This is a genomic window from Candidatus Saccharibacteria bacterium, assembly GCA_016191105.1.
GTDB lineage: Bacteria > Patescibacteriota > Saccharimonadia > CAILAD01 > BJGX01 > JACPPH01.
On the sequence record JACPPH010000002.1, the window covers coordinates 93,301 to 115,582 of the forward strand.

28 protein-coding genes are annotated in these 22,282 nt (G+C 46.8%); 25 read left to right on the top strand and 3 right to left on the bottom strand.

Going from position 1 to position 22,282, the window contains the following annotated elements; all coding sequences use genetic code 11:
- Positions 1-11: 11 nt before the first annotated feature.
- Genes HYX70_00700 through HYX70_00715 form a run of 4 tightly spaced genes read left to right on the top strand, consistent with a single transcriptional unit; the run spans position 12 to position 2,761 of the window.
- Positions 12-905, top strand: coding sequence for a DNA-3-methyladenine glycosylase 2 family protein (locus HYX70_00700; protein MBI2797802.1), 894 nt, complete (start codon positions 12-14; stop codon positions 903-905).
- Positions 902-1,324: a DUF2000 domain-containing protein gene (locus HYX70_00705; GenBank protein ID MBI2797803.1), complete on the top strand. Its 423-nt coding sequence runs from the start codon at positions 902-904 to the stop codon at positions 1,322-1,324. The genes HYX70_00700 and HYX70_00705 overlap by 4 nt, the downstream gene beginning before the upstream one ends.
- A complete protein-coding gene (locus HYX70_00710) occupies positions 1,324-1,710 on the top strand; it encodes an MGMT family protein (GenBank protein ID MBI2797804.1) in 387 nt (128 codons plus the stop codon). The genes HYX70_00705 and HYX70_00710 overlap by 1 nt, the downstream gene beginning before the upstream one ends.
- A gap of 40 nt (positions 1,711-1,750) precedes the next feature.
- The gene (locus HYX70_00715; GenBank protein ID MBI2797805.1) at positions 1,751-2,761 is read left to right on the top strand and encodes an alpha/beta hydrolase; all 1,011 of its coding nucleotides are present in this window, start codon (positions 1,751-1,753) and stop codon (positions 2,759-2,761) included.
- Positions 2,762-2,847: 86 nt separating this feature from the next.
- Here HYX70_00715 and HYX70_00720 read toward each other — a convergent pair whose 3' ends face one another.
- Complete coding sequence (locus HYX70_00720) at positions 2,848-3,663, bottom strand: hypothetical protein (GenBank protein ID MBI2797806.1); 816 nt, start codon at positions 3,661-3,663, stop codon at positions 2,848-2,850.
- Between the two features lie 225 nt (positions 3,664-3,888).
- Here HYX70_00720 and HYX70_00725 point away from each other — a divergent pair, with 225 nt between their 5' ends.
- The 13 genes from HYX70_00725 (at position 3,889) to HYX70_00785 (ending at position 12,247) form a co-directional block, all read left to right on the top strand.
- Positions 3,889-4,611: a ribonuclease H-like domain-containing protein gene (locus tag HYX70_00725; protein ID MBI2797807.1), complete on the top strand. Its 723-nt coding sequence runs from the start codon at positions 3,889-3,891 to the stop codon at positions 4,609-4,611.
- Positions 4,612-5,082 carry a peroxiredoxin gene (locus tag HYX70_00730; GenBank protein MBI2797808.1) on the top strand — a complete coding sequence of 157 codons (471 nt, stop codon included), beginning with the start codon at positions 4,612-4,614 and terminating at the stop codon, positions 5,080-5,082.
- Between the two features lie 133 nt (positions 5,083-5,215).
- Positions 5,216-5,731, top strand: coding sequence for a hypothetical protein (locus HYX70_00735; GenBank protein ID MBI2797809.1), 516 nt, complete (start codon positions 5,216-5,218; stop codon positions 5,729-5,731).
- Between the two features lie 56 nt (positions 5,732-5,787).
- The gene (locus HYX70_00740) at positions 5,788-6,381 is read left to right on the top strand and encodes a superoxide dismutase (GenBank protein ID MBI2797810.1); all 594 of its coding nucleotides are present in this window, start codon (positions 5,788-5,790) and stop codon (positions 6,379-6,381) included.
- Positions 6,382-6,396: 15 nt separating this feature from the next.
- A complete protein-coding gene (locus HYX70_00745; GenBank protein MBI2797811.1) occupies positions 6,397-6,927 on the top strand; it encodes a peroxiredoxin in 531 nt (176 codons plus the stop codon).
- A 22-nt stretch (positions 6,928-6,949) separates the two neighbouring features.
- Positions 6,950-7,684 carry a hypothetical protein gene (locus HYX70_00750; protein ID MBI2797812.1) on the top strand — a complete coding sequence of 245 codons (735 nt, stop codon included), beginning with the start codon at positions 6,950-6,952 and terminating at the stop codon, positions 7,682-7,684.
- Positions 7,685-7,956: 272 nt separating this feature from the next.
- A complete protein-coding gene (locus tag HYX70_00755; protein MBI2797813.1) occupies positions 7,957-8,592 on the top strand; it encodes a hypothetical protein in 636 nt (211 codons plus the stop codon).
- 4 nt (positions 8,593-8,596) lie between these two features.
- A complete protein-coding gene (locus tag HYX70_00760) occupies positions 8,597-8,998 on the top strand; it encodes a response regulator (GenBank protein ID MBI2797814.1) in 402 nt (133 codons plus the stop codon).
- Entirely contained in the window at positions 8,995-9,702 is a 708-nt protein-coding gene (gene recO, locus HYX70_00765; protein ID MBI2797815.1) for a DNA repair protein RecO, read from the top strand. Before HYX70_00760 ends, recO begins: the two co-directional genes overlap by 4 nt.
- A gap of 96 nt (positions 9,703-9,798) precedes the next feature.
- Positions 9,799-11,154 carry a glycine--tRNA ligase gene (locus HYX70_00770; GenBank protein MBI2797816.1) on the top strand — a complete coding sequence of 452 codons (1,356 nt, stop codon included), beginning with the start codon at positions 9,799-9,801 and terminating at the stop codon, positions 11,152-11,154.
- Entirely contained in the window at positions 11,151-11,528 is a 378-nt protein-coding gene (locus HYX70_00775; protein MBI2797817.1) for a hypothetical protein, read from the top strand. The genes HYX70_00770 and HYX70_00775 overlap by 4 nt, the downstream gene beginning before the upstream one ends.
- Positions 11,525-11,767 (top strand): SDR family NAD(P)-dependent oxidoreductase, encoded by a 243-nt coding sequence (locus HYX70_00780; protein MBI2797818.1) that lies wholly within the window; start codon positions 11,525-11,527, stop codon positions 11,765-11,767. Before HYX70_00775 ends, HYX70_00780 begins: the two co-directional genes overlap by 4 nt.
- A gap of 6 nt (positions 11,768-11,773) precedes the next feature.
- Positions 11,774-12,247: an SDR family oxidoreductase gene (locus HYX70_00785; GenBank protein ID MBI2797819.1), complete on the top strand. Its 474-nt coding sequence runs from the start codon at positions 11,774-11,776 to the stop codon at positions 12,245-12,247.
- Here HYX70_00785 and HYX70_00790 read toward each other — a convergent pair.
- A complete protein-coding gene (locus tag HYX70_00790; protein MBI2797820.1) occupies positions 12,244-12,987 on the bottom strand; it encodes a PIG-L family deacetylase in 744 nt (247 codons plus the stop codon). The genes HYX70_00785 and HYX70_00790 overlap by 4 nt on opposite strands.
- A gap of 2 nt (positions 12,988-12,989) precedes the next feature.
- Positions 12,990-13,481, bottom strand: coding sequence for a VIT1/CCC1 transporter family protein (locus tag HYX70_00795; GenBank protein ID MBI2797821.1), 492 nt, complete (start codon positions 13,479-13,481; stop codon positions 12,990-12,992).
- A 297-nt stretch (positions 13,482-13,778) separates the two neighbouring features.
- Here HYX70_00795 and HYX70_00800 point away from each other — a divergent pair, with 297 nt between their 5' ends.
- The 8 genes from HYX70_00800 to HYX70_00835 all read left to right on the top strand — a co-directional run bounded on the left by HYX70_00800 (position 13,779) and on the right by HYX70_00835 (position 21,908).
- Positions 13,779-14,147, top strand: coding sequence for a cell division/cell wall cluster transcriptional repressor MraZ (locus HYX70_00800; protein ID MBI2797822.1), 369 nt, complete (start codon positions 13,779-13,781; stop codon positions 14,145-14,147).
- A gap of 306 nt (positions 14,148-14,453) precedes the next feature.
- Entirely contained in the window at positions 14,454-15,353 is a 900-nt protein-coding gene (gene rsmH, locus HYX70_00805; GenBank protein ID MBI2797823.1) for a 16S rRNA (cytosine(1402)-N(4))-methyltransferase RsmH, read from the top strand.
- 257 nt (positions 15,354-15,610) lie between these two features.
- A complete protein-coding gene (locus tag HYX70_00810) occupies positions 15,611-15,946 on the top strand; it encodes a hypothetical protein (GenBank protein ID MBI2797824.1) in 336 nt (111 codons plus the stop codon).
- Positions 15,947-15,960: 14 nt separating this feature from the next.
- Positions 15,961-17,706, top strand: a complete 1,746-nt coding sequence (locus HYX70_00815) for a penicillin-binding protein 2 (GenBank protein ID MBI2797825.1) — start codon at positions 15,961-15,963, stop codon at positions 17,704-17,706.
- 30 nt (positions 17,707-17,736) lie between these two features.
- Positions 17,737-18,765, top strand: a complete 1,029-nt coding sequence (mraY, locus tag HYX70_00820) for a phospho-N-acetylmuramoyl-pentapeptide-transferase (GenBank protein MBI2797826.1) — start codon at positions 17,737-17,739, stop codon at positions 18,763-18,765.
- A complete protein-coding gene (gene ftsW, locus HYX70_00825) occupies positions 18,758-20,029 on the top strand; it encodes a putative lipid II flippase FtsW (protein ID MBI2797827.1) in 1,272 nt (423 codons plus the stop codon). The genes mraY and ftsW overlap by 8 nt, the downstream gene beginning before the upstream one ends.
- The gene (locus HYX70_00830) at positions 19,941-21,098 is read left to right on the top strand and encodes a UDP-N-acetylglucosamine--N-acetylmuramyl-(pentapeptide) pyrophosphoryl-undecaprenol N-acetylglucosamine transferase (protein ID MBI2797828.1); all 1,158 of its coding nucleotides are present in this window, start codon (positions 19,941-19,943) and stop codon (positions 21,096-21,098) included. The genes ftsW and HYX70_00830 overlap by 89 nt, the downstream gene beginning before the upstream one ends.
- A complete protein-coding gene (locus HYX70_00835) occupies positions 21,099-21,908 on the top strand; it encodes an FtsQ-type POTRA domain-containing protein (protein ID MBI2797829.1) in 810 nt (269 codons plus the stop codon).
- Positions 21,909-22,282: the final 374 nt, after the last annotated feature.

Here is a 22,282-nt window from a genome sequence, read left to right on the forward strand (position 1 = left end):
ATAATAAATTGATGAAAAAAACAGTCAATCACAAAGCGCCGTTTGATCTGCGCAATCAAAACAGCTTTTTTGGCAGCTGGCCTGTAATTGACGACACAGATCAAAACTACGCTATTGCAATTGCTTTTCCAGTCGAGGGCTGGCAGGAGTCGGCTTGTGTCGTTGTGTCTCAAAACCAAGTTGGTGAACTGACCGCTGAAGCCAATGTCGTAAAAGATTCAAAACGAGCAATCGACCAAGCCCTAGCCACACTGTCGTTAGATGTTGACGATACAGGTTGGGAGGGGGTCGGGCAGGCAGACAGAGTAATTGGTGAGCTGCAACACAAGTACAGCTATTTACGACCGGTGCTGTTTCACTCGCCATACGAGGCTGCAGCTGGGTTTGTAATCGGGCAACGAATATCCGTTAAGCAGCGCCAAGCAATTCAGCAAAGGTTAGCCGAAGAGCTAGGCGATGAAATCGAAGTTGAGGGTAAGAAATACCACGCGTTTCCGCAACCACAGAAGTTATTGGAGGTAACTGAACACAAGGGTCTAAACGAAACTAAGCTAGAGCGTCTAAAAGGTGTTGCCCAGGCAGCGCTCGATGGTACGTTAACACGCGAACACTTGTTGGGCGTGAGCCCAGAGAAGGTACTCGAAAAGCTACAGGCCTTGCCTGGCATTGGTCCATTTTATGCCAGCGGGATACTTTATCGTGGTGCCGGGGTTGTCGATGATATAACCGACGACAAGTTGACCAAGTATGTTATTAAAAAGGCCTACAGGCTCGATAGCGAACCAAACCAAAAAGAGGCTTTGCAAATTGCCGAAAAGTGGAAGCCATATAGAATGTGGTGCGAAGTTTTATTGCATGTATGGTTGCGCCGCGAAGTTGGCATGCCTAAAATGGGGGAACGATGAAAGTTTCGAATGATTTTAAAATGGTGATTGTGCTCGACGACGATTTGTCGTTGGGGCTTAAAACCAACACAGCGGCAGTACTATCGCTCACCTTGGGCAGCAAGGTCGAGGGTTTAATTGGGCACGACCTGCACGACAAAGCTGGCAATAAACACACCAGCCTCACCAGGATTCCAGTGCCAATTCTAAGGTGTAGCCCAGAACAGCTAAAACAAACTTACGATCAGGCCTACGAACTAGATGGCGAGCTGCTGTTGGTTGATATTACCGATGCTGCTCAAACCACCACAAATTACCAAGACTACCAGCAAAAACTAGAATTAACTGAGCCGAAAGATCTTAAATTGTTAGGAATTGCATTGGCAGGCTCCAAGAGTCTAGTAAACAAGCTGACCGGCAACATGGGCCTGGTTCGCTAGTGACCGAATTTCAGCAAGCGGTTTTAAGTGTTACTAGAGTTATCCCAAGCGGCAAGGTGGTTAGTTATGGGCAGGTGGCGGCCTATGTTGGCAGCCCAGGTGCGGCCCGGCAGGTTGGTTGGGTTTTGCGTAGCCTGGAGGGGGTCGATGATTTTCCGTGGTGGCGAGTGGTTAATAATACGGGTCGTATTACCATAAAGGGCAATCGCCTTAATACCCGCGAAATCCAGCGCGAACTGCTGCTAAGTGAAGGGGTTGAGGTGGGCGAAGATATGACGCTAGATATTGAGCACTACCGCTACTATGCTAAACCAGATCAACTCCGGGGCTTTGAGTTAAAGCCCGAACACATCGAGCAGCTCATGAGCCGCTACCAGCCAAACTAGGATCTGGGCGGAGCCAATCTGATATAATGTTTAAGTTACCATGTTGGTGGAAAAAGCTCTCCAAGATATCGCGAATTACAATGGCAAGTTAGGGGAGACTTTTTATTTACGTGATATCAGGCTACCCAAAGTTGAAGTTAGCTCTAAGCTCAAACAAGAAGCAGGTAGGCGTCGATTTTTAACAAACCCAACCACCAAGCAGCGATTTGAGGCTAGGTTTTTGAACTGGCCCGACAAAGATAGCAGAGACATCGTGCCGGTTATAAACATCCTGCCCTGGGCGGCTTATTTTGCCTACCCGGCTATTCAGTATACTATGCGAGTAAGCGGCGCGTTTTACCCCATGCCCGTAGTCTTGATTGCCTCGCTTGGCGCTAGCCGATCTTCCAAACTAAAACAACACCAGCATAGCAAGATAAAATCTGATCGCAGCTTCCATATTCTGGCAGATCTTATGCTCGAATCGCTAAAAGCCGAGGGGTTTAAGAAGATTCATTTGTCGGGCTACTCAATGGGTGGCGGGGTGGCTGCGGCGCTGGCGGCCAGAGCGCATGAGTATGGCATTGAGGTTGGGCTGGTTATGCTACCCGAACCAACCGGTCTACAAAACTTAACTCGAGCCGATTTGTGGCATGTGCTAACGGGTGGTGACCGCGACGACATGTATGGCTACATCGACAAGGCTGGCGAACTGCGGTTTACACAAAACAAGTTTCGACAAATTGGCATTAAACTTTATAACAATGGCTACCTTATAAGGCGGGCTAAGGCTCATCTCTCCACCTATCCGGCAGCCATAGCAAACCAGAACATCGACAAAGACTTGTTTAATGCATTAGATCACCAGCCACATATGAGGGCGGTCGTTCTGCTGGCGCGCGAAAGCTCAGTCTCGCCTTATTCGGTTAGTCTAGAGTTGCGTGATCAGATTAAATTGAAGGGTTATAGTAAACGTTGCAAGGTAGTCGAAATTGTCGATGCTCACCATGCCGTAAAAGAAAACAACGCCAAATTCTGCTGGCTGTTGCCATACTATATGGTGAACTTGTAATTCTTTAGCGCTCCTAAATCTTAGAATGTTCTAAAACTTGGGAACGCGCTGCAGGGTTGAAACCCTGCAGCGTTGCACGTTCCTTGTCAGTCAACGCTGTAGCAGCCGTTGATCGGGTTGCGAGGGCGGTACTCGTGCAGCATCCACGATGGCAGCATGGCCTCCATGAGGTCGAGCACCAACGGTTCGATCGCCTCGATCGGCGTGGACCGGCCGTACTGGTCGCGCCTGACATATGGCTGGCTGTAGACCGAATAGCTGGTCTCGCCACCCACCCGTGGATAGTGCTCCACGTAGTAGGCGCAACCGGCGTTGACGGCAGCGGTGCTGAACACCATCTTGGTGACCTCGAGCTCGTTGTTCTGGAGGATGTTCAGCCCCTGGTGCGCGATGTTGCCACCGGAGTTGCTGTTGTGCCACCAGAACGTCAGCTCATTGCGGGTGCCGTAGCGTCCGAAGGCCTCCATGCTCCAGATGTCTCGCCTCCAGAAGCACCTGATGTCGCGCCAGGGCTGCATCGGACACAGGGAGTTGAGCACGCAGTTGTAGCACTGCATGTCTGCCCCCAGGTAGCACGCCCTGAATGACTTGCCGCAGCTCGAGCAGTGCTGCTTGGGCATGTCGATCGGCAGGCTGTCCGGGTTGCCAGGGAAGTAGGCAGTGCCGGCACCTGTACGCTCGACCACGCCCAGCTGTCGCTCGAACTCCGCATGTTGCTCGGGCGTGTAGGCGCCCGAGAGCAGACGCGCGGTGTTGCGATCGGCTTGCTCGACTTGAACCCGGCCTGGCTTGCCCAACTTGATGTTGGTGGGCTTGCTCCAGCCGTCGCTTCCTTCGCCCCAAGCCTTCTCGGGGTCGGCCACGAAGTTCAGAAGGGTCTTGAGTAGGGTATCCAGTTGCATATCTGGCTCCTCCTTGAGGGTGGTTGATTGCGTTGGACTTGCTAATCAGATAAGCTATCTGGCAAAAAACCCAACACAATCATGAGGAAATATTGACAAGGAACGATAGGTGTCATACTAGCATAAAAGCTATTAAAAGTCAATAGCTATGGAGATCTTTCGTCTTTTCTGTTTACAGAAGCGTTCAAGATGACAAAGGTGGAGCGAAATGATAAAGTATAAGGCATGCAAGCAAAACGACTAGTATTCGATATCGAGATGACAGGTGAGGACTTTGATAGTTTTGATGAGATTACTCAAAAAGACCTAGCCAAAAAACTACCAGATAAAAAACTTGAACCAGCTAAATACAAGCAAGCTTTAGAAGATCTTAAGACCAATCTAGTTTTTAGCCCCCTAACAGGTAAGATAGTAGCAATTGGGGTGTACGACATCGATGCCGAAAAAGGTGCTATTTACTACGATACCGATGGCAATAAGGCCGAAGAGTCTGAAGACGAGACTTTTAAATACGTGCCTATGAGCGAGGCTGAGATGCTGGTTAAATTCTGGGCATTGGCCGAAGTTACCGACGAGTTTATAAGCTTTTTTGGCCGCCGCGCCGATGTGCCCTATATGATGATCCGCTCAGCCATAAACGGCATTCGGCCTACGCGCGATCTGGTAAGCAATCGCTATAATTCAACCGGCATTCGTAGCGCTAAACATGTTGACTTGTTTGATAGCCTAACCTTTTACGGCGGGGCGATGTACAAGGGTAGCCTGCACCGTTGGTGCCGAGCCTTTGGTATTGACAGCCCTAAGGGCAATGGCATGAGTGGCGCCGATGTAGAACCAGCCTATCGAGCCGGCAAATACCTAGATATCGCCAAATACAACAGCCAAGATTTAATAGCTACCGCCAAGCTTTATCACCATTGGGATCAATATTTACGTGAAAGGAACTAAATGAGCATAGAAGCCGGCAAAAAGGCGCCAGATTTTAACTTGCCTGACCAAGACGGTAAAAACCACAAGCTGAGCGATCTAAAAGGCAACATAACCTTAATTTACTTCTACCCCAAAGATGAAACACCCGGCTGTACCATCCAAGCTTGCAGCTTGCGAGATAATTTTGAACTCCTGCAAAAAGACGGTGTAAATGTGGTTGGTGTAAGTAAAGACGACGTAGCCAGCCACGCCAAGTTTTCGAAGCATCACAAGCTGCCGTTTCCAATATTGGCTGATCCAGATAAAAAAATGATTGAGGCTTACGAGGCCTGGGGCGAGCGCAATTTGTATGGCCGCAAATTTATGGGCACAGTGCGTTCGGCTGTGCTAGTGGGGCCAAAACTAACTGTATTAAGGCATTGGCCCAAGATTTCGCCGCTTAAGACTGTACCCGAAGTTCGAAAGTGGCTTAAACAGCAAACCACATAGCTCACGAATTTCTTTGTTAAAACCTGCAGCCCTCGCCCAACCTAGACTGACTGTGCCTTGTTTCCGGGCTTTGGTTTTGCCTTGAGCTTCATCGATCTATGATGTTCTCGATAACTAGGTTACAATTAAAAGCATGTTGCAAGCATTTAGCGCCTTACTTGTAGCTGTTGTGGCCGCAGTGCTGATGGCGGTAATAGCCTGTTTTGGCTTGATTTTTGTTTTCTGGCGCGGCGCGCCTTATTTGCCAACTTTTCAAACCGAGATCGATAGGCTGTTTAAAAGCATCAAACTGCCCAAAAGGGCTTTAGTGGTTGATTTGGGCAGTGGCGACGGGCGATTGTTAAAAACCGCCGCCGAGAATGGCTTCGCGGCAGTTGGCTATGAGATCAATCCAGTGTTGTGGTTGCTCTCAAGTTGGCGGCTGCGTAAGCTCAAAAATGTAAAGGTTAGGTTCCGGAGCCTGTGGAAAGCCGATTTGGCAGAGGCCGATATGGTATTCATATTTGGTATTACCCGCATTATGTCTAAGCTCGAGGTCAAGTTAGATTGCGAGTTAAAGTCTGGTGCGACTTTAGTTTGTAATACCTTTGAGCTAAAAAAAGCCAAGCAAACGAGGCATTTGGGTACTCTGCATTTGTATAAATTTTGACTGCAAGGTAGCTAATTGATTACAATAATAGTTAAGCAAAAAGGAGATCGGCACTAATGAGCTTAGAAGCAACCCCCCTAAAATATAAGTCTTTACCTGGCTTAAGCGAAAAACAACTAAGCGAGCACCACGATGTGCTGTACGCCGGCTATGTTAAAAAATACAATGAGATTGTCGAAAAGCTTCAAACAGTTGATTTGGATAGTACCAATGGCACATATTCTAATATTCGAGAACTACAGCTCGAAAAGAGCTTTGCCTTAAACGGCATAAAACTGCACGAGTATTACTTCGACAACATGACAGATAAGCCGAACCAGTGTAGTGGCAAAGTTAAAGAGTTAATCGAAAAACAATGGGGTAGCGTCGATAAGTGGGCGGCTGAATTTTCGGCCATGGGTATTGCCTCGCGCGGTTGGGTGGTGCTTGGTTGGAACTACGATACTGAAAAACTCGAAAACTACCTTTGCGACATGCACAACCAGGGTGGGGTTTGGAACACTCAAACCTTACTAGTTATGGATGTCTATGAGCACGCCTATTTTCTGGACTACGCAACAGCTCGCAAGGATTATGTAGCGGCCTTTATGAAGTTAATTGATTGGGACGAGGTGAACACCCGAGCCACAATCAATCATATCGGTCAATAATAGAAAGGAATAAATATGTTAAAACTTAATCAACCAGCACCAGACTTTACACAGCCGGCCTACGAAAAAGGCCTAAAGGAAGATTATAAAGAGATAAGCCTCAAGGACTATCGGGGTAAGTGGGTGGTGCTGTTCTTTTACCCACGCGACTTTACTTTTGTGTGCCCTACCGAGATTCAAGGCTTTGCCAAGCACGAAGCCGAGTTCAAAAAAGCCAACACTGTGGTTTTAGCGGCCAGCACTGATAGTGTATACAGCCATAAGGCGTGGTTTGAGCGTGATTTAGCTGACGTTGGGTTTTCGGTTTTGGCCGATGCCTCACATACACTGGCTCGTGACTACGAAGTTTTGAATGAACTTAACGGTGAGGCTGAGCGTGGCACCTTTGTGATCGACCCAGATGGCAATCTGCGTTATGTGGTGCTCTCTGATAGCAACGTTGGTCGTAGCGTCGAAGAGACTCTGCGTGTAGTCAAGGCTCTACAGACCGGGGGTTTATGCCCCATGGACTGGAGGCCAGGCGACCCAAATCTTAAAAAAGATTAACCGAGTGGAATCAGGAGGGAACTTGCAAAACGAATCACCGGCCCCACTGCCAAATAGTGAAGCTCCAGAGTCAGAAAAGCACACAGATTTGTCAGTAAATTCGCCAAAAAGCAGTCAGGCCAAATACAAACGCATGCGTCTTGTCGCAATGGTACTAGGGGGGGTGTGCTTTGTTTTGCTTATTTTGGTGGCGGTGTTTGCTACCCGCGCCAGCGTAAACGATGCCACCATCCAGGCTGCAGTCAAAAAAGGGGAGGCTCAAGGTCGCGATGCTCAAAAGGCCGAAGACGACAAGAATTATGCCTTGCAACAAAACAAAGACACGCGGGTGTATAAGGCTCCAGATGCCTATGGTGCTTATGAGTTAAGTCTGCCAAAATACTTTAGCCTTTCACTGACTCCAGGCACAAACGGCGCTCTCAGTTCACTGGCCGATCCAGATGTGGTAGATGTCAAGGCTGCTCAGCATGCCCTGCGCATGGATATTCAAACCACAACATATGATCAAGTCAAAAAGAATTACGATAGCCTGGTCAAAGATAAGCGCAATGGCATTACAGCAGAGGAGGTAACCGTTTCTGGCATTAAAGGTATTAAATACACGGGTATAATCGATAAAAGCAACAATAACAGCGTTGCTGGTACTGTCGTTTTACTGCCGGTACGTGACAAAACATATATCTTGCGAACCGATAACAACGAAAAATACCAGGCCGTGTATCAGCAGATACTAGATCAGATCAAAATTAACCCATAACTCTTTAACTGGCATTCGAAAATCAGAAAGCCAGCAAGGCTAAGTACTTCTATCCGAGCATCCGCCAGCCGGCGAACCGTCTCTGCCGCAGGATAGAAAACGAGGCCCAAGCTGGCGCTTCTAGATTTGAGCACATGTCGGAAGCTTTGATAATTCTTGGCTGCAAAGAAGTGCTGGCCGCAGGCCATAGTTTAAAGGGTTTCACCAGAGCAACTCAATAACAAAGATGCTTATGGTTGTATGCCACAGGCAGTCTCTAGTAGTCTAGAGGGGTGGGTGAGTTTAACAGCAGTTTTAATTTAACATTTGCCAGCGCCGATATTATTTTGCTCAAGGCGATAGTGAATAATCTAGCTCAAACCAATTTGGCAATTGGCGGCTATGTTCAGCTAATCGAGGAGGACTCGGGCAAACAATCTCGAGAGCTGAATAGGCAGCTAGCGAGAGCCACGAAGCTTCAGCTTAAGTGTTTGCAGCAAGCCAAGTTGCTTATAAGGATAATCGAAAACTTAAAGCACGAAGATTGTGCTGGCATTGACTTGGCTGCCATTATATCCGAAAAGTGCTCATTTACCCGAAGTTACCGATTGCCCGAAGTTGTTGCCTGTCCCGAGCTTATGCAATTATCCTTTGAACTAATCGCTGGCCTTTCGCTTGGCAAACCAAAGCTCAACTTTCGCCGCCGGCCGGGCTATATTGTAATAAGATTTGCTGGCCCGCGTGGCTGGTTGAACAAACTAAAAACAAGTAGTGTGGTCCGCTACTCCGATGATCTTAACCAACTAACATTGTTTTTTTTGCAAAAAGTAGCATCGAAGTGTGGCGGCCGCTTGCACATTGCTGGCAACCCAGCCAAGCTGTATTTGCGCTTACGCCTTAGCACTCAGCTTACAATTGATATACAATAGCAATATGAGTGCTAAAACCCAAAAAACCATATTTTTGATCGAAGACGACAACCTATTGGCCACCATGTACAAGACAAAGTTTGAGATGATGGGCTACGGGGTGCAAACCTGTGAAAATGCCGAAATGTGCCTGCTAGATCTCAAAAAAGGTGCTAAGCCAGATATCTTCTTGGTAGATATTTTGTTGCCCGGTATGAATGGGTTGCAACTAATCAAAGAAATTCGCAAGCAACCACAGTACAACGAAGTGCCGATCGTGATTTTAACTAATCTCCATCCGGCCGAGGTCGATCTTAAACATGAGTTGTCGCAGAGTCTGGGTATTGTTGGCTTTTATGTTAAATCGCAAATTTCGCCTCGTGAGTTGGTCGGCCAGGTTACGGCAATTCTTGAAGAACCGAAGTGAGGGATTTCTTAGCAACCGGTTTTGTGCTGCGTCGCTACAACCAAGCCGAAACTAACCGCATACTAATCTTTTTTAGCCAACAGCAGGGCAAGCTTAAACTTATGGCCAAGGGGGTGCGCAAAGTTGGCAGCCGACGAGCTGGGCATTTGGAGCCATTTGTACTAACACGCCTCCATCTGCACCGAGGTCGAACTTTCGATATTGTAACCACCGCCGAAGCTCAAAAGGTTTACGATTTAGACTTTAGCAACCTCGAGCAAATCAGCTTGGGCTATCTGTTTTTAGAGATGGTCGACAAAACTGCCGTTGAACACCAAAAGAACCAAGCTATTTTTGAGTTGTTACAGGAAAGTTTTGGCTGGTTGTCGAGCCGAGACGATAGCAAGCTGCTACGAATCTACTTTTGTGTTAAACTTTTGCAGGCCCTGGGCAACCAGCCCAATCTAGATGTTCAACAGGGCCAAAAACACTATCTGTCGTACGACGATGGCCGGGTGTTGGCCACCAAGCCCGCTGGTCCGGCTGGCGAGATATCAATCGAGGTCATTAAGCTGTGGCGACTGGTGTATAGCCATAACTTTTCGGTGGTTAAACGAGTGAGCGTGGACTCGAAGCAACTGGACTTGGCCCAGAATCTGCTCGACAAGTACTTTCAGTATCACTTTGGGCTCAGTTTTCGCTCTAGCTCGATCTTAAAACAATAAGCTTGCTTATTGTCCTGAGCGAAGCGAAGGATCTGGGAGATTCCTCACAAAGTTCAGAATGACAACTACAGGTTTAGTACGGTATAATATAGCATTATGGCCACAGAGAAAAACAAAATCACTATGGAGGAGCTGGTAAGTTACTGCAAGCGCCGTGGCTTTGTGTTTCAGGCTAGTGAGATCTATGGTGGCGTGGCTGGTATGTACGACTTTGGCCCATACGGGGTTGAGCTCAAAAACAATCTCAAGCGAGCTTGGTGGACTGAAATGGTCTACAAAAACCCAAACATCTATGGTTTAGACAGTGCGATTATTCAACACCCCAAAGTCTGGGAGGCTTCTGGGCACACGGAGCGCTTTAATGATCCTATGGTTGATTGTCGCAACTGTAAGCACCGTTACCGAGCCGACAAGCTGGCCGAGGTCGATGATGTTACCAACGAAGAGCTTGTTGAGCTGTTAGCAAACATCAAATGCCCTAATTGCGGTAAGATCGACTGGACAGAACCTAAAGCCTTCAACTTGTTGGTTGAAGCACACATGGGTTCAATTGAGGGGGAAAAGAACATTGTGTATCTGCGGGGTGAAACCTGCCAGGGGATTTACACCGACTACAATAGCGTGCGCGAAACTATGCGGGCCAAGATTCCGTTCGGCATTGCGCAAATCGGCAAGGCCTTTCGTAACGAGATTACCCCAGGAGATTTCCTGTTCCGGCAACGTGAGTTTGAGCAGGCCGAGTTGCAAGTATTTGTGCATCCCGATATGGCCAATGAAGTGTTTGCGCACTGGAAAGAAGCACGCATGGCTTGGCACCAGAAGTTCTTAACCAAAGACAACTTACGTTTTCGAGAGCATGGCGAAAAAGAACGAGCTCACTATGCCAAGGCAGCCTGGGACATTGAATACAAATTCCCATTTGGCTTTAAAGAAATGGAAGGTATTCATAACCGGGGTGATTGGGACCTTAGTCGACATAGCAAATATAGTGGCAGTGATCTACAATACTTCGACGAAGAATCGGGCAAAAAATACATACCCTGGATTGTGGAAACCTCGGTTGGAGTGGACCGAATGTTCCTAGCCACACTAATAGATGCTTATACCGAAGAAGAAGTAAAAGGTGAAGCACGCGTGGTATTAAAACTACCAAAAGAGCTAGCGCCGGTCAAAGTTGCCGTACTACCGCTGAGTAAGAAGCCCGAACTTAACAAGGTTGCTACAGAAGTATTTAGCTCAATCGCTGGTGAATATAATGTAGAATACGACGAAACTCAAAGCATTGGTAAGCGCTACCGCCGCCAAGATGAGATCGGCACACCATACTGCGTAACCGTCGACTTCGAAAGCCTAGACGATCAGGCTGTAACCGTTCGCGAACGCGATAGCATGAAACAAGAGCGCGTGAAGATTGAAGAACTCAAGGGCTATCTCGAGGACAAACTCAAGTGAAAAAACAAGTTAAAACCGACAAGGCGCCAAAAGCTGATCATATTTTGTCCCAGGCCCTCATAAGCGGCAGTACTATTTATGTAGCTGGCCAGGTACATGTTAAGCCTGATAATTCCTTGGTTGAAGGCTCAACGGCCGATAAGATGAAGCAGATTATGAATAACATCGAAGAAATTCTAAAGGCTGCGGGTTCAAGTTTGAACGATGTAGCGAAAGTTGTTATTTATGTTACCGATATGGCGACCATGCCAGAACTAAACGAAGTTTATCCAAGCTACTTTAGTGAGCCATACCCGGTCCGCGAAGCCGTGTGTGTGAGTTCATTGCCACTCGGTGCTAGCATTGAAATTAGTGTAATTGCGGAGGCTAAATGAAAAGAGCATTTGTAACAGGCGCGTCAAAAGGAATTGGGCTGGCCATTATAGATAAACTAGCATTAGGGGGGGGCTGCGAGGTTGTTGGCACTTATAATTCGACCAAGCCAAAAGAGCAGGATAATATAAAGTACGTCAAAGTTGATCTTTCCAATCGAACAGAGTTACTTGAAGCCCTAGAGAGCCTAAAACCAGAAAAATTTGATTATATTGTAAATTGTGCCGGACTGTTCGGGTAAGAAAGCGTGGAACTATTTGATCTTAATAAATGGGATCGATCACTAGAGGTTATGCTAACGGCTCCATATATTGTGGTTGAAGCTCTTAACCACAATATGCCATGGGGCAGTGCGGTAGTTAACATTGTTAGTAATGACGCAGCGACAGGTGCTTTTGTTGGCTTTGCTTACTCTGCCGCAAAGTCAGGGCTAATCAGCCTGACCAAAAGTCTAGGTAATGTACTGGGCTATAAAGGAATACGCGTAAATGCTATCGCGCCAGGCTGGATTGATACTGACATGGGGCCTGAGAACGATGTTATTAAGAAAGCTGCTGAAGAAGTCACTCCTCTTGGTAGGATTGGCAGACCCGAAGAGATTGCAGAGACTGCGACATTTCTTTTGTCTGACAAGGCCTCTTTTATAAATGGAGCAGTTATTTTTGAGGATGGCGGGCAGAGCAACGTTGACTACACTCTTTATAAAGAATGGAAAAGCTAGTACAGTCTACTGTAATATCTCAGCTGTTCGTAGTAGCGGTCACCAATCTTAGTTTCATCAACATATTCTTGCACGTGTTCAGATTCGATAACGCTAGGGCAGCAGTTGAGAGCCTCGGCCTTTTTATCGACATAATCTGTAACATCAAAGTAAACCCGACAAGGGTGCTCGTATGAGTCGGCGTAGAGCACCTCTGTAACGGTGTGAGGCTCAAGCTTTTGGAGTTGGTCTGGAAAGAAGGCTCGGTCGCGAGAGTAGGGGTAGATGGCATCGGTTGTAACTAGGGCAGTGTCTCGGTGATCGCGATGGTTAACCCAGCGCACGCCGTCTTTGCTCGAGAAAGTGTTAATAACCTCGTCTGGATTGTGGGTGATTACAATATCTGGTTTAAATTCGCGTATATGCCAAGCAATTTTCTCGATGTTATTTAGGCTATTCTCGAATTCGCCATCGGGTACATCCAAATTAAAGTTTTCGCCCACAGGAATTCCTAGCACGGCGGCAGCTTTTTGCTGTTCTTGCTTGCGGCCTTCGCCAAAAGCTGTGGGATCGGTTTTAGAGGCGCCAACGCCTTTCTCGCCATTGGTTGTAACCACTAAGCGGACTTTTTTACCGTCAGTGGTTAATCTAGCTACCAAACCACCACAAATAACCTCGTTATCATCGGGGTGGGCGGCTACAACCAAAATTCGCTTTTTATGTTTGAACACATCATTGTAGGAATCTTTAATCTCGCTCATAGCTATACCTTAAATACTATCCCGGCGATGATGCCCACTGCGGCCGAAAGTCCACCAATAACTATAACCTCTAGGCTAGCGCGCAGGGCACTCTTGTGGGTAATCACGCCTTTGTAAACGCCAAGCAAGGCAAGGGCAACAAGCGCCAGGCCAACACTGGCATAAATAGCGTGCGGATGCGGCAAAAAAAGATAGGGCAGCAGTGGCAAAAAACCAGCCACAACATATGCTATAGCGATTACTAGGGCGCTTAGGTAGGGGTTGGCCGGATGTTTGGAGTGTTCAATATCGTCGTCAATTTGGGCGCTAATAAACTCGCTGGCACTTCCCGAAATACTCTGGACAGCTATTACTACGACGGCGCTCAAAAGCAAGGCTGCCTTATCTGACGTACCAACAGCCATGCCAGCCAGCACCCCGGTTGTGCTTACCAAGCTATCTTCGAATCCGAAGAAGCTGCTACGTACGTATTCGCCCGATACGATCGTCTTCATACATTCTAAGTATACGTGAACACTAGTTTGTCGTCATCCTCGAATCGATACGAAGTATTCGATGTCGGAGATCCAGAACGATATTAGCTAGATCTTCGCCTACAGGGGAATGATGGGGTGTTGAATAAATAAAATGCATTCGTGTTTTGTCCGGTAAATAGATATTATGCTTATATTAAAGCAAAAGTAAGCATAAGAAAATACTAAAAAAGTAGTGAAAAAGGGTTTACAGTGGGTAAGTGCGGGTAGTATACTGGATGTAGTGGGTAACAGTGGGTAAGGAAAACACAGCAACAGATGGACTACTTCGAACGCAAACTTGACGACAAAAATAGGTTGACCATCCCCAAAGAAATTCGCCTAGAGCTAGGCGAGAAAATTGTAGTTACCCGGGGATTTGGAAAATACCTGCACCTTTACTCTGAACGGGTCTGGAACACCGAAATGGAAAATGCCTTAAAAGGCGACATATTAGATGAGCGCACAGCTGATCTGAACGTTCGCTTCCGAATGGGCAAGTCCGAACCGGTAATGGATCAAAAGCAAGGGAGAATCACCCTAGAAGCTCATCAACTGGCCTACGCAGGCATCGCTCGCGATGTTGTAGCCGTGCGAGTTGGCAACTACTGGCGCTTAACAGCCGCCGAAACCGCCGCTCAAGTCTAGTTGATGAGGTTTTAGGCAAAAGCTTAAAACAGTACTTTCAAAACCAAAACAAAAATTCAAAACCAAAAATCAAAGTTAGCTATTTGGCAGTCAGTGAGCGTTCCACGGAGGGTGACGCTTGATATAAAATACTCCTAGAACCTATGACCAAACACAAAACTCCACCTCACAAACTCTATAAGGACTTATTTACAAGTCCTTGCCACAAAATGCTAGTGCCAATCGGACTTTTTGGCTCTAGCGCTTTAAATTACCAAAAAACAAACACAAAAACCAACAACTGGCTGCTAAATAGGTAACCTTGACATGAAAAAGATGCAACACATACCGGTGTTATTAGGTGAAGTCTTAGAAGTTTTGAAGCCAAAAGCAGGTAACAGATTTGCAGATTTTACGGCTGGATATGGTGGGCACAGCACCAAGCTACTAAAAGCCGTTGGCAAACATGGCTTTGGCTATCTGTTCGATCAAGACCCGGCCGCAATCCAGCACTTGGCGCAGCAGCTTAAAGACCATCAGAATGTGGTGATCAAGCAAGCCAACTTTGGCGATCTAGATTGGGTGAACGATCTGCCAACCGTCGATATAATGCTAGTTGATCTGGGCGTAAGTTCGCCTCAGCTCGATACGCCGCGGCGCGGCTTTAGCTTTCGGCAAGACGGCCCGCTCGATATGAGAATGGACACTCAACAAAGCTTAACCGCAGCCGAGATTGTAAACACTTATCGCGAAAGGGAACTAGCTGATCTGATTTATTGCTATGGCGAGGAGCGCCGATCACGACAAATTGCCAAGGCAGTTGTCGAGGCACGGACCGAAGCACCAATTGAGACTACTCTACAGCTAGCCGACATTGTTCATGCGGTAATGCCGAAGGGCAAGATCGATTCAGCCACCCGAACCTTTCAGGCCTTGCGAATAGCCGTAAACGACGAAATCGGCGCTTTAGAAAGTTTTTTGCAGAACTTCCCGGCCAAATTAGCACCCGGTGGTAGAATTGCGATCGTAAGTTTTCATAGCCTAGAAGATAGGCTAGTAAAACAAACTTTTAAAATTCTAAGCACACCAACCCAGGATCAATTCGGACAAGTTGCATCAAAACCCCAGTTTAAGCTGGTTACCAAGAAGCCAATAGTGGTCAATGAATATGATTTGAACCCACGAGCTCGCTCTGGCAAGTTGCGAGCCGTCGAAAAGATTAATTAAACAAAAACAAAAGGAGGGCATATGACCTTAGTCATCAAAAACCGCACCCCACACGCACGCAAAGTCAAAGTGCGCGTAAAGTAACTCTTAGTTAAGAATTAAACGCTAGACGATAGGGAAGAGAAGAGTATGACAGGACTTAAAACTTGAGATTGTCATTAAAGAAAGACCGAAAGATTAGACGCAACAGACCTGAATCACAACAGCCAAAAATAAAAACAAACACAAAATTTTAAAAAACAAAAAAGGAGAACCAAGTGAGCACAGCAACAGCAACGCTTAGGCGCAATCAAAATCTAACCCGCACCAGTACCCAATTACAGTCTGGACCAGTAACTACCACGCTTCTTCTAATTGGACTTATCATTGTTTTGGCGCTACTATATCTAAATCAGGTAACCAAGACGTCGACTTTTAATTATCGGATTTCGAACTTAACTCAGAAGCAGCAACAATTGCAGGGTGAAAAAGAAAACTTACAAATCCAAGCCGCGAGATTGCAGTCAATTTCCGAAGCTAAGGCTTCGGCCGTGGCCAGCAAGCTCACACCAACCGATACCAAGGCTGTTAGCTTCGCCGACACTAGTCGTTAGGGAGCGAGGGGGCGTTGAGCGTTAGCGTCTCCGTCCAAACAAACCGCCGCATAATAGTGCTGGCGGCTTTGTTTGTATTATTGGGTCTGCTAATTATTGGTAAGCTAATTTACATACAGGCTTTTCTAAATCGCAAATATTTAACCCAAGCCAATCAGCAACAATCGCGCAAGTTCGAAATCCCAACCAACCGGGGAGAAATATTTGTACGAGATAGCAATGGCTTATACCCAGTGGCGCTCAATCAACGTTTACAAGTTGTAGCGGTTGACCCCAAATTTGTTAAAGACGCTGGTGAAGTGGCCAGTAAATTAGCCCCCATACTGGGCCTAAATAGCAACGACATATACGCTAAAATTCGCAATGCAGATAGTCGTTATGTTGAAGTTAAGCAGAGGGTTTCAGATTCTGATGCCAGTAAAATTCGAGACCTGAATATAGCCGGCGTAATATTGGCTACCAAGGCTTACCGCTATTACCCTGAAGCCAACCTGTTTTCGCATGTACTTGGTTATGTTAATGCCGATGGCGAGGGTCAATATGGGTTGGAGCAATATATCAACGAGGACTTAAGTGGTCAAGTTGGGCAGCTTAAGGCCGTAACTGACAGCTTGGGGGTACCAATTTCCAGCACTGAAAACACTGCTGTCCAGCCGATTGATGGTACCAGCTATGTACTAACCCTTGACCGCAATATTCAAAATGTGGCTCGCGATGCTTTAGTCAAAGCGGTCACCGATAACAGGGCTGAATCGGGTAGCATTATAGTTATGGATCCTAAGACTGGCGCTATTAAAGCCATGGTAAGCTACCCCGACTACGACCCCAATAACTTTAGCACTGTCGGTGACTATAAGACCTTTGTAAACACGGCCATAACCAGTCTCTACGAACCTGGTTCGGGGTTTAAGATATTCACCATGTCGGCCGGGATCAATACCGGCAAGGTTAAGCCAGACACGACATACAATGACACGGGCGAAGTTAAGCTCGGCGACAAGGTGATACGCAATGCCGAAAATGGTAAGTTTGGTGTTCAGACTATGGCCGATGTAATCCAGCGCTCACTTAATACTGGTGTGGTGTTTGTATTGCGCCAGCTCGGCGGCGATCCCGATAAGATAACCTTAAAGGCTAAACAAACATTAGCCGAATACTTTAAAAAGTTCGGCTTTGGTGAACGCACTGGCATAGAGCTTGCCGACGAGGCTAACTCACCAATTAAGCGACCCGAAAAAAGCGCCGATATTGATTATGCTAACATGGCCTTCGGGCAGGGTATTTCGGTCACCAGCATTCAGATGATTACAGCGGCAGCCGCGATTGCAAATGGTGGCAAGCTCTACCAGCCGCAGATAATTGCCGAATCAATCGCGCCCAACGGCACTATCAAGAAGACTCAACCTAAGCTGATCGACAGTAACGTCGTTAGTCCTCAAACAGCAGCCCAGGTAGCCCAAATGATGACCCGAGTGGTGCAAAACGGTTCAGGCTGGATGGCTCGCACGACCGGCTACAGTATAGCCGGTAAAACAGGGACGGCTCAGGTGCCAAAAGCCGATGGCAGTGGCTACGAAGAAAGCAAAAACATCGGCAGCTTTGTAGGTTTTGCGCCGGTTGATGATCCTAAGTTCGTAATGTTGGTTAGAATCGATTACCCGAAAGTTTCGGGATTTGCCGAAACCACAGCTGTGCCGGCCTTTGCGGCTATCGAGCGCACCCTGTTTGATTATTACAACATCCCGCCAAGGGCGAATTAAAGTAAGTTTTTTGTTAAAATAAGGAAAGATATGTTTGATAAAGCCCTAGCTATAAGCAGCCTAACATTTGTACTCACCCAAGCCTTCGTGGCTTTTGTAGTTGCTATGGCATTTACACCGCTTTACACTCACTTTGCTTATAAGTACAAACTCTGGAAGCAGATCCGCGAAACGGCCGTAACTGGTGAGAAAGCTCCGGTTTTTCACGCCCTGCATGCTGCCAAGCACAAAAAGCCATTTCCAACCATGGCTGGCATCATAATGGTTTTAGCTATCACCTTGGTGACAGTAACCCTCAACTGGAGCCGGTCTCAAACCTACTTGCTGGTGTTTGGGTTGGTAGCAGCCGGCAGCGTGGGTTTGCTCGACGACATTATCAACATTCGCGGCCGTGGTGGTGGGGTGGCCGGCTTGCGTTCGGTAATTAAGTTTTTGTTGATCTTGGGGGTAGCCGCTGTAGGTGCGTTATATTTCTTCTTTAAGCTCGGCTTTAGCCATATTCATGTACCCGCTGTTGGCAATTTCGACATCGGCTGGCTATATATTCCGCTATTTATTGTGGTGATAGTAGCAACCTCAAACGCCGTTAATATTACCGATGGGCTCGATGGCCTTTCGGGAGGCCTTCTGTCGCTGGCATTCTTGGCTTATGGCGGGATTGCCTTCGTTCAGGGCAATATAGGCATAGCTGGTTTTTGCTTGGCAACTGTTGGTGCTGTGTTGGCATACACCTGGTTTAATATCTTTCCGGCCCGCTTTATGATGGGCGATGTTGGCTCCTTTGCACTTGGCACAGCGCTTGGCATTGTGGCTATGCTGACCAACTCAGTCTTTGTATTGCCTATAATAGGTGGTGTATTCGTGCTCGAGGCTGGCTCGAGTTTATTACAAATTTCTTCCAAGAAGTTATTTAGGCGTAAAATCTTTCGCTCTGCGCCGATTCATCATCATCTGGAAGCTCTAGGCTGGCCAGAAACAAAAGTCACTATGCGGCTTTGGATTGTTGGTGCAGTTTTGGCGTCGCTTGGGCTAGTAATAGGCTTAATTGCGCGTGGCTAAATTTGACACTATGTTTAGCAAGCGGCCGATCAGTGCTAGCCACCACAGCCGCTCGCCGGTTCAGCTAGCTCACCGGCCCGACTATGTAATAAGTGTGCTGGTTTTGTGCTTAATTGCCATTGGCATGGTTATGATTTACTCTACGGGCTGGATCGCAATTCTAAAACAGACTGGTGGCAGCAACGACACCAACAGCCTGTTTTATACTCAGCTGGTAACCTTTGCTATCGGTATTTTGCTTTGGTATTCAGCTAGCAAGGTTCACTATAGTGTTTGGCAAAAATACGCCGCTTATATTTTTTATGGTTCAGCCGTCCTAATGTTTCTGGTGCTAATACCAGGTATCGGTGTTCAGGTAAATGGGGCATCACGCTGGGTGCGTTTTGGGCCGCTCAACTTTCAACCGGTAGAGTTTTTTAAGCTCGGCATAGTACTATATATGGCGGCTTGGGTCGAAAAGAATCGTGGTCATTTGAGCAGCTTATTTGAGGGGTTAGTGCCATTTTTGGTTATTATTAGCCTAACAGCCTTTTTGGTGGTTTTGCTGCAAAAAGACATGGGCAGCGCCATGGTGATAGTGGCGGCATGTTTAAGCATATACTTCGTGTCGGGCGTTAGGCTGCCGATTTTTGCGGCTGGTGTTGGCATTTTGACAAGCTTGAGCGGGCTGCTCATAGTGTTCTTTCCATATCGTTTAAGCCGATTTTTAACCTTTTTAAACCAAGCCAACGATACCTCGGGCTCGGCCTATCATATCAACCAGGCTCTTATAGCCCTAGGTTCTGGCGGAATTTTTGGCCGGGGCTTGGGTAAAAGCTTACAAGCTTATGGTTATTTGCCTGAGTCGACTAACGATTCAATTTTTGCAATCATTGGCGAAGAATTCGGCTTGTTAGGCTGTCTGGTGGTTGTGTCTTTGTATGGTGGGCTATTGTATAGGGGCTATCGCGTGAGTCGATCTGCGCCCGACAACTTTGCTAAGCTGGTAGCCGTGGGCATTACTGCCTGGATTGGTTTTCAGGCCGTATTTAACGTGAGCGCAATGATTGGTTTGATTCCGCTAACGGGCATTACTTTACCATTTGTAAGCTATGGCGGCACTAGCTTAATTGCCTTGTTGATCGGCATTGGAATCTTGCAAAATATTTCTAAATTTACTCACAAGGAGGTTCGAAGTGAAGATCGTAGTGTCGGGCGGGGGGACAGGCGGACATATCGCGCCGATTTTGGCGGTTCTCGAGCAACTGCAAAAACTCGAACCTAATCTCAAAGTATTATTCGTTGGTTCGGGCAATGAGCTCGAGAAGAAGATTCTACAAAGCAGTGGCTTTGAATATGTTGCTATTCCGTCGGGTAAGTTTCGGCGCTATGGTCGGGGGTTGGTGCGAGAGGTTTTAGATATTAAAACAACTAGTCAAAATATTAAAGATGCCACTCGAGTGGTGCGTGGAATTCGGCAAGCTCGCAAAATATTGAATGGCTTTAAGCCCGATGTGGTATTCACCAAGGGCGGCTATGTTGGGTTACCAGTCGGTTTGGCGGCCGCCAAACTGGGCTATCCACTGGTTATTCATGAATCAGATTCGATTTTCGGCAAAGCCAATCAAGTTTTGGCTACCAAGGCCACAAAAATAGCCGTAAGTTTTCCGGTCGAAACCTACCAGCTACCAGACAGAGTTGATCGATCTAAACTGATCTACACCGGCAATCCAATACGTGGTTCAATATTAAGCGCCTCGCCCGCAGCTGCAGAAAAATTTTTCCCGTTCGACAAAAATAAACCAGTAGTTTTGATTACCGGGTCTTCACAAGGCGCCCAAGCTATCAACCAGGTAATATTTTCATCGCTAGAAAACCTTTGTAAACATTACAACATTATTCATCTAACGGGTGAGCGCGATATTGAGCGAGCCCGCTTTATGCATCACAAACTGCCGGCCGGGCTCAAAACTAGCTATCTACCATTTGGTTTTTTGCAATCAGAAATGGGGCTGGCTTACCAAAGAGCAGAGGTAGTTGTTGCAAGAGGCAGCATGTCAACACTAACCGAGGTTGCAGCAGTTGGCCGCCCAGCTATCATAATACCACTACCAAGTTCAGCAGATCAGCCATCTAATGCACGTATATTGGCCAGGTTTGGAGCTATCCGCCTGCTAGAACAAGCCGATCTAACCGAGCTTCGGTTGCGCTCAGAAATTGATCAGATACTCGAGCACCCCGAAGCAACAAACTACTTGATAAAAACATTTCACAAGTTCTACAAAGCCTATGCTTCAGAACATGTCGCTACGATTCTGCATAAATGCGCAACAAAAACTGGAGTAGAAAACTAAGTGTCCAAAGATACTCGACGACTCGGCCGGACTCGGCGCGTGGTTTATCAGCCACATTATGAAACGCCAAAAACTAAGCGCCAATGGCGTGTTTCGGCTTTTGTTCGGCCACTGATTTACATTCTTTTATTTCTAGGTGCTGCCTATGTGGTTATCATTTCACCACTGTTTCAGATTCGCAAAATAACTATTAGGGGAAACAGCGTAGTGGTGGCAGGGGAAGTTCAAAAAGCCGTAGAACAGGCACTGAGCGAGACACCGCTAAGCCGTAATATTATATTCCTCAATACGACCCAAATAAGCGACTTAATAAAGAGCCAAAATCAGCAGGTGGCTAGTGTTCGGGTGGATCGCAGCCTGCCAAATGGGATCGTGGTGATCATTCGCGAGCAAGACCCGGCGCTGCTTTGGCGTAGCGCCACCAAAGCCTATGTCGTTAGTAACGACGGCTATGCCTACAGTCAAACCACAAATAATATTAACAATCTAATCACTGTGATCGATACCTCGAATCTGCCAGTTCGGCTGGGTCAGCCTATAGTGCCAGCATCGTTTGTAAGTTTCGTGAAAGACTTGCAGACAAAGCTGCCGAGCCTTGGTATTAAACTAGCACAGTTGAATGTCGGCGAGACGACCTCTGAGATAGTCGTGGCTACCAACTCTGGTTATAGCATACGACTCGATACTACCAGGAGTTCAGACGATCAGCTCAATGACCTAAAATCGACTCTCGATGCCCTTAAAAAGCAAAATAAGAAAATTACTGAATATGTAGATTTGAGAGTACCGGGCAAAGCCTTTTATAAATAGCATTCGTTTTTTGTTCATATGACAAAGCTAAGTTAGCCAGGAAATTCCAGAAGTCTAGAAGGTAGCAGATTTTTACGGTCGGGTCACAAAAAATAGAATAGTACAAAGTCAAATAAAGTAGTGCTTAAAGGCCGAGAAGAGTCGAAGCAGGCGAAAAGCAGTTATTAATTGGCGCTTCAGCTAAGCTATTTAGCTTTGAGCAAGATATCATTTCACGACTAGTTTCACAATAATATTACTTGCAGGTAGAATTTGGTCTTCTGTTCTATGTTCGGTTTCTATTCACCCTTAACTCACGCCTATGATTGCCCAGAAGTGGCTGTACTTTTACGTATAGATTTCGCGTTTACACTATTAAAAAGTTAAGAAATAGC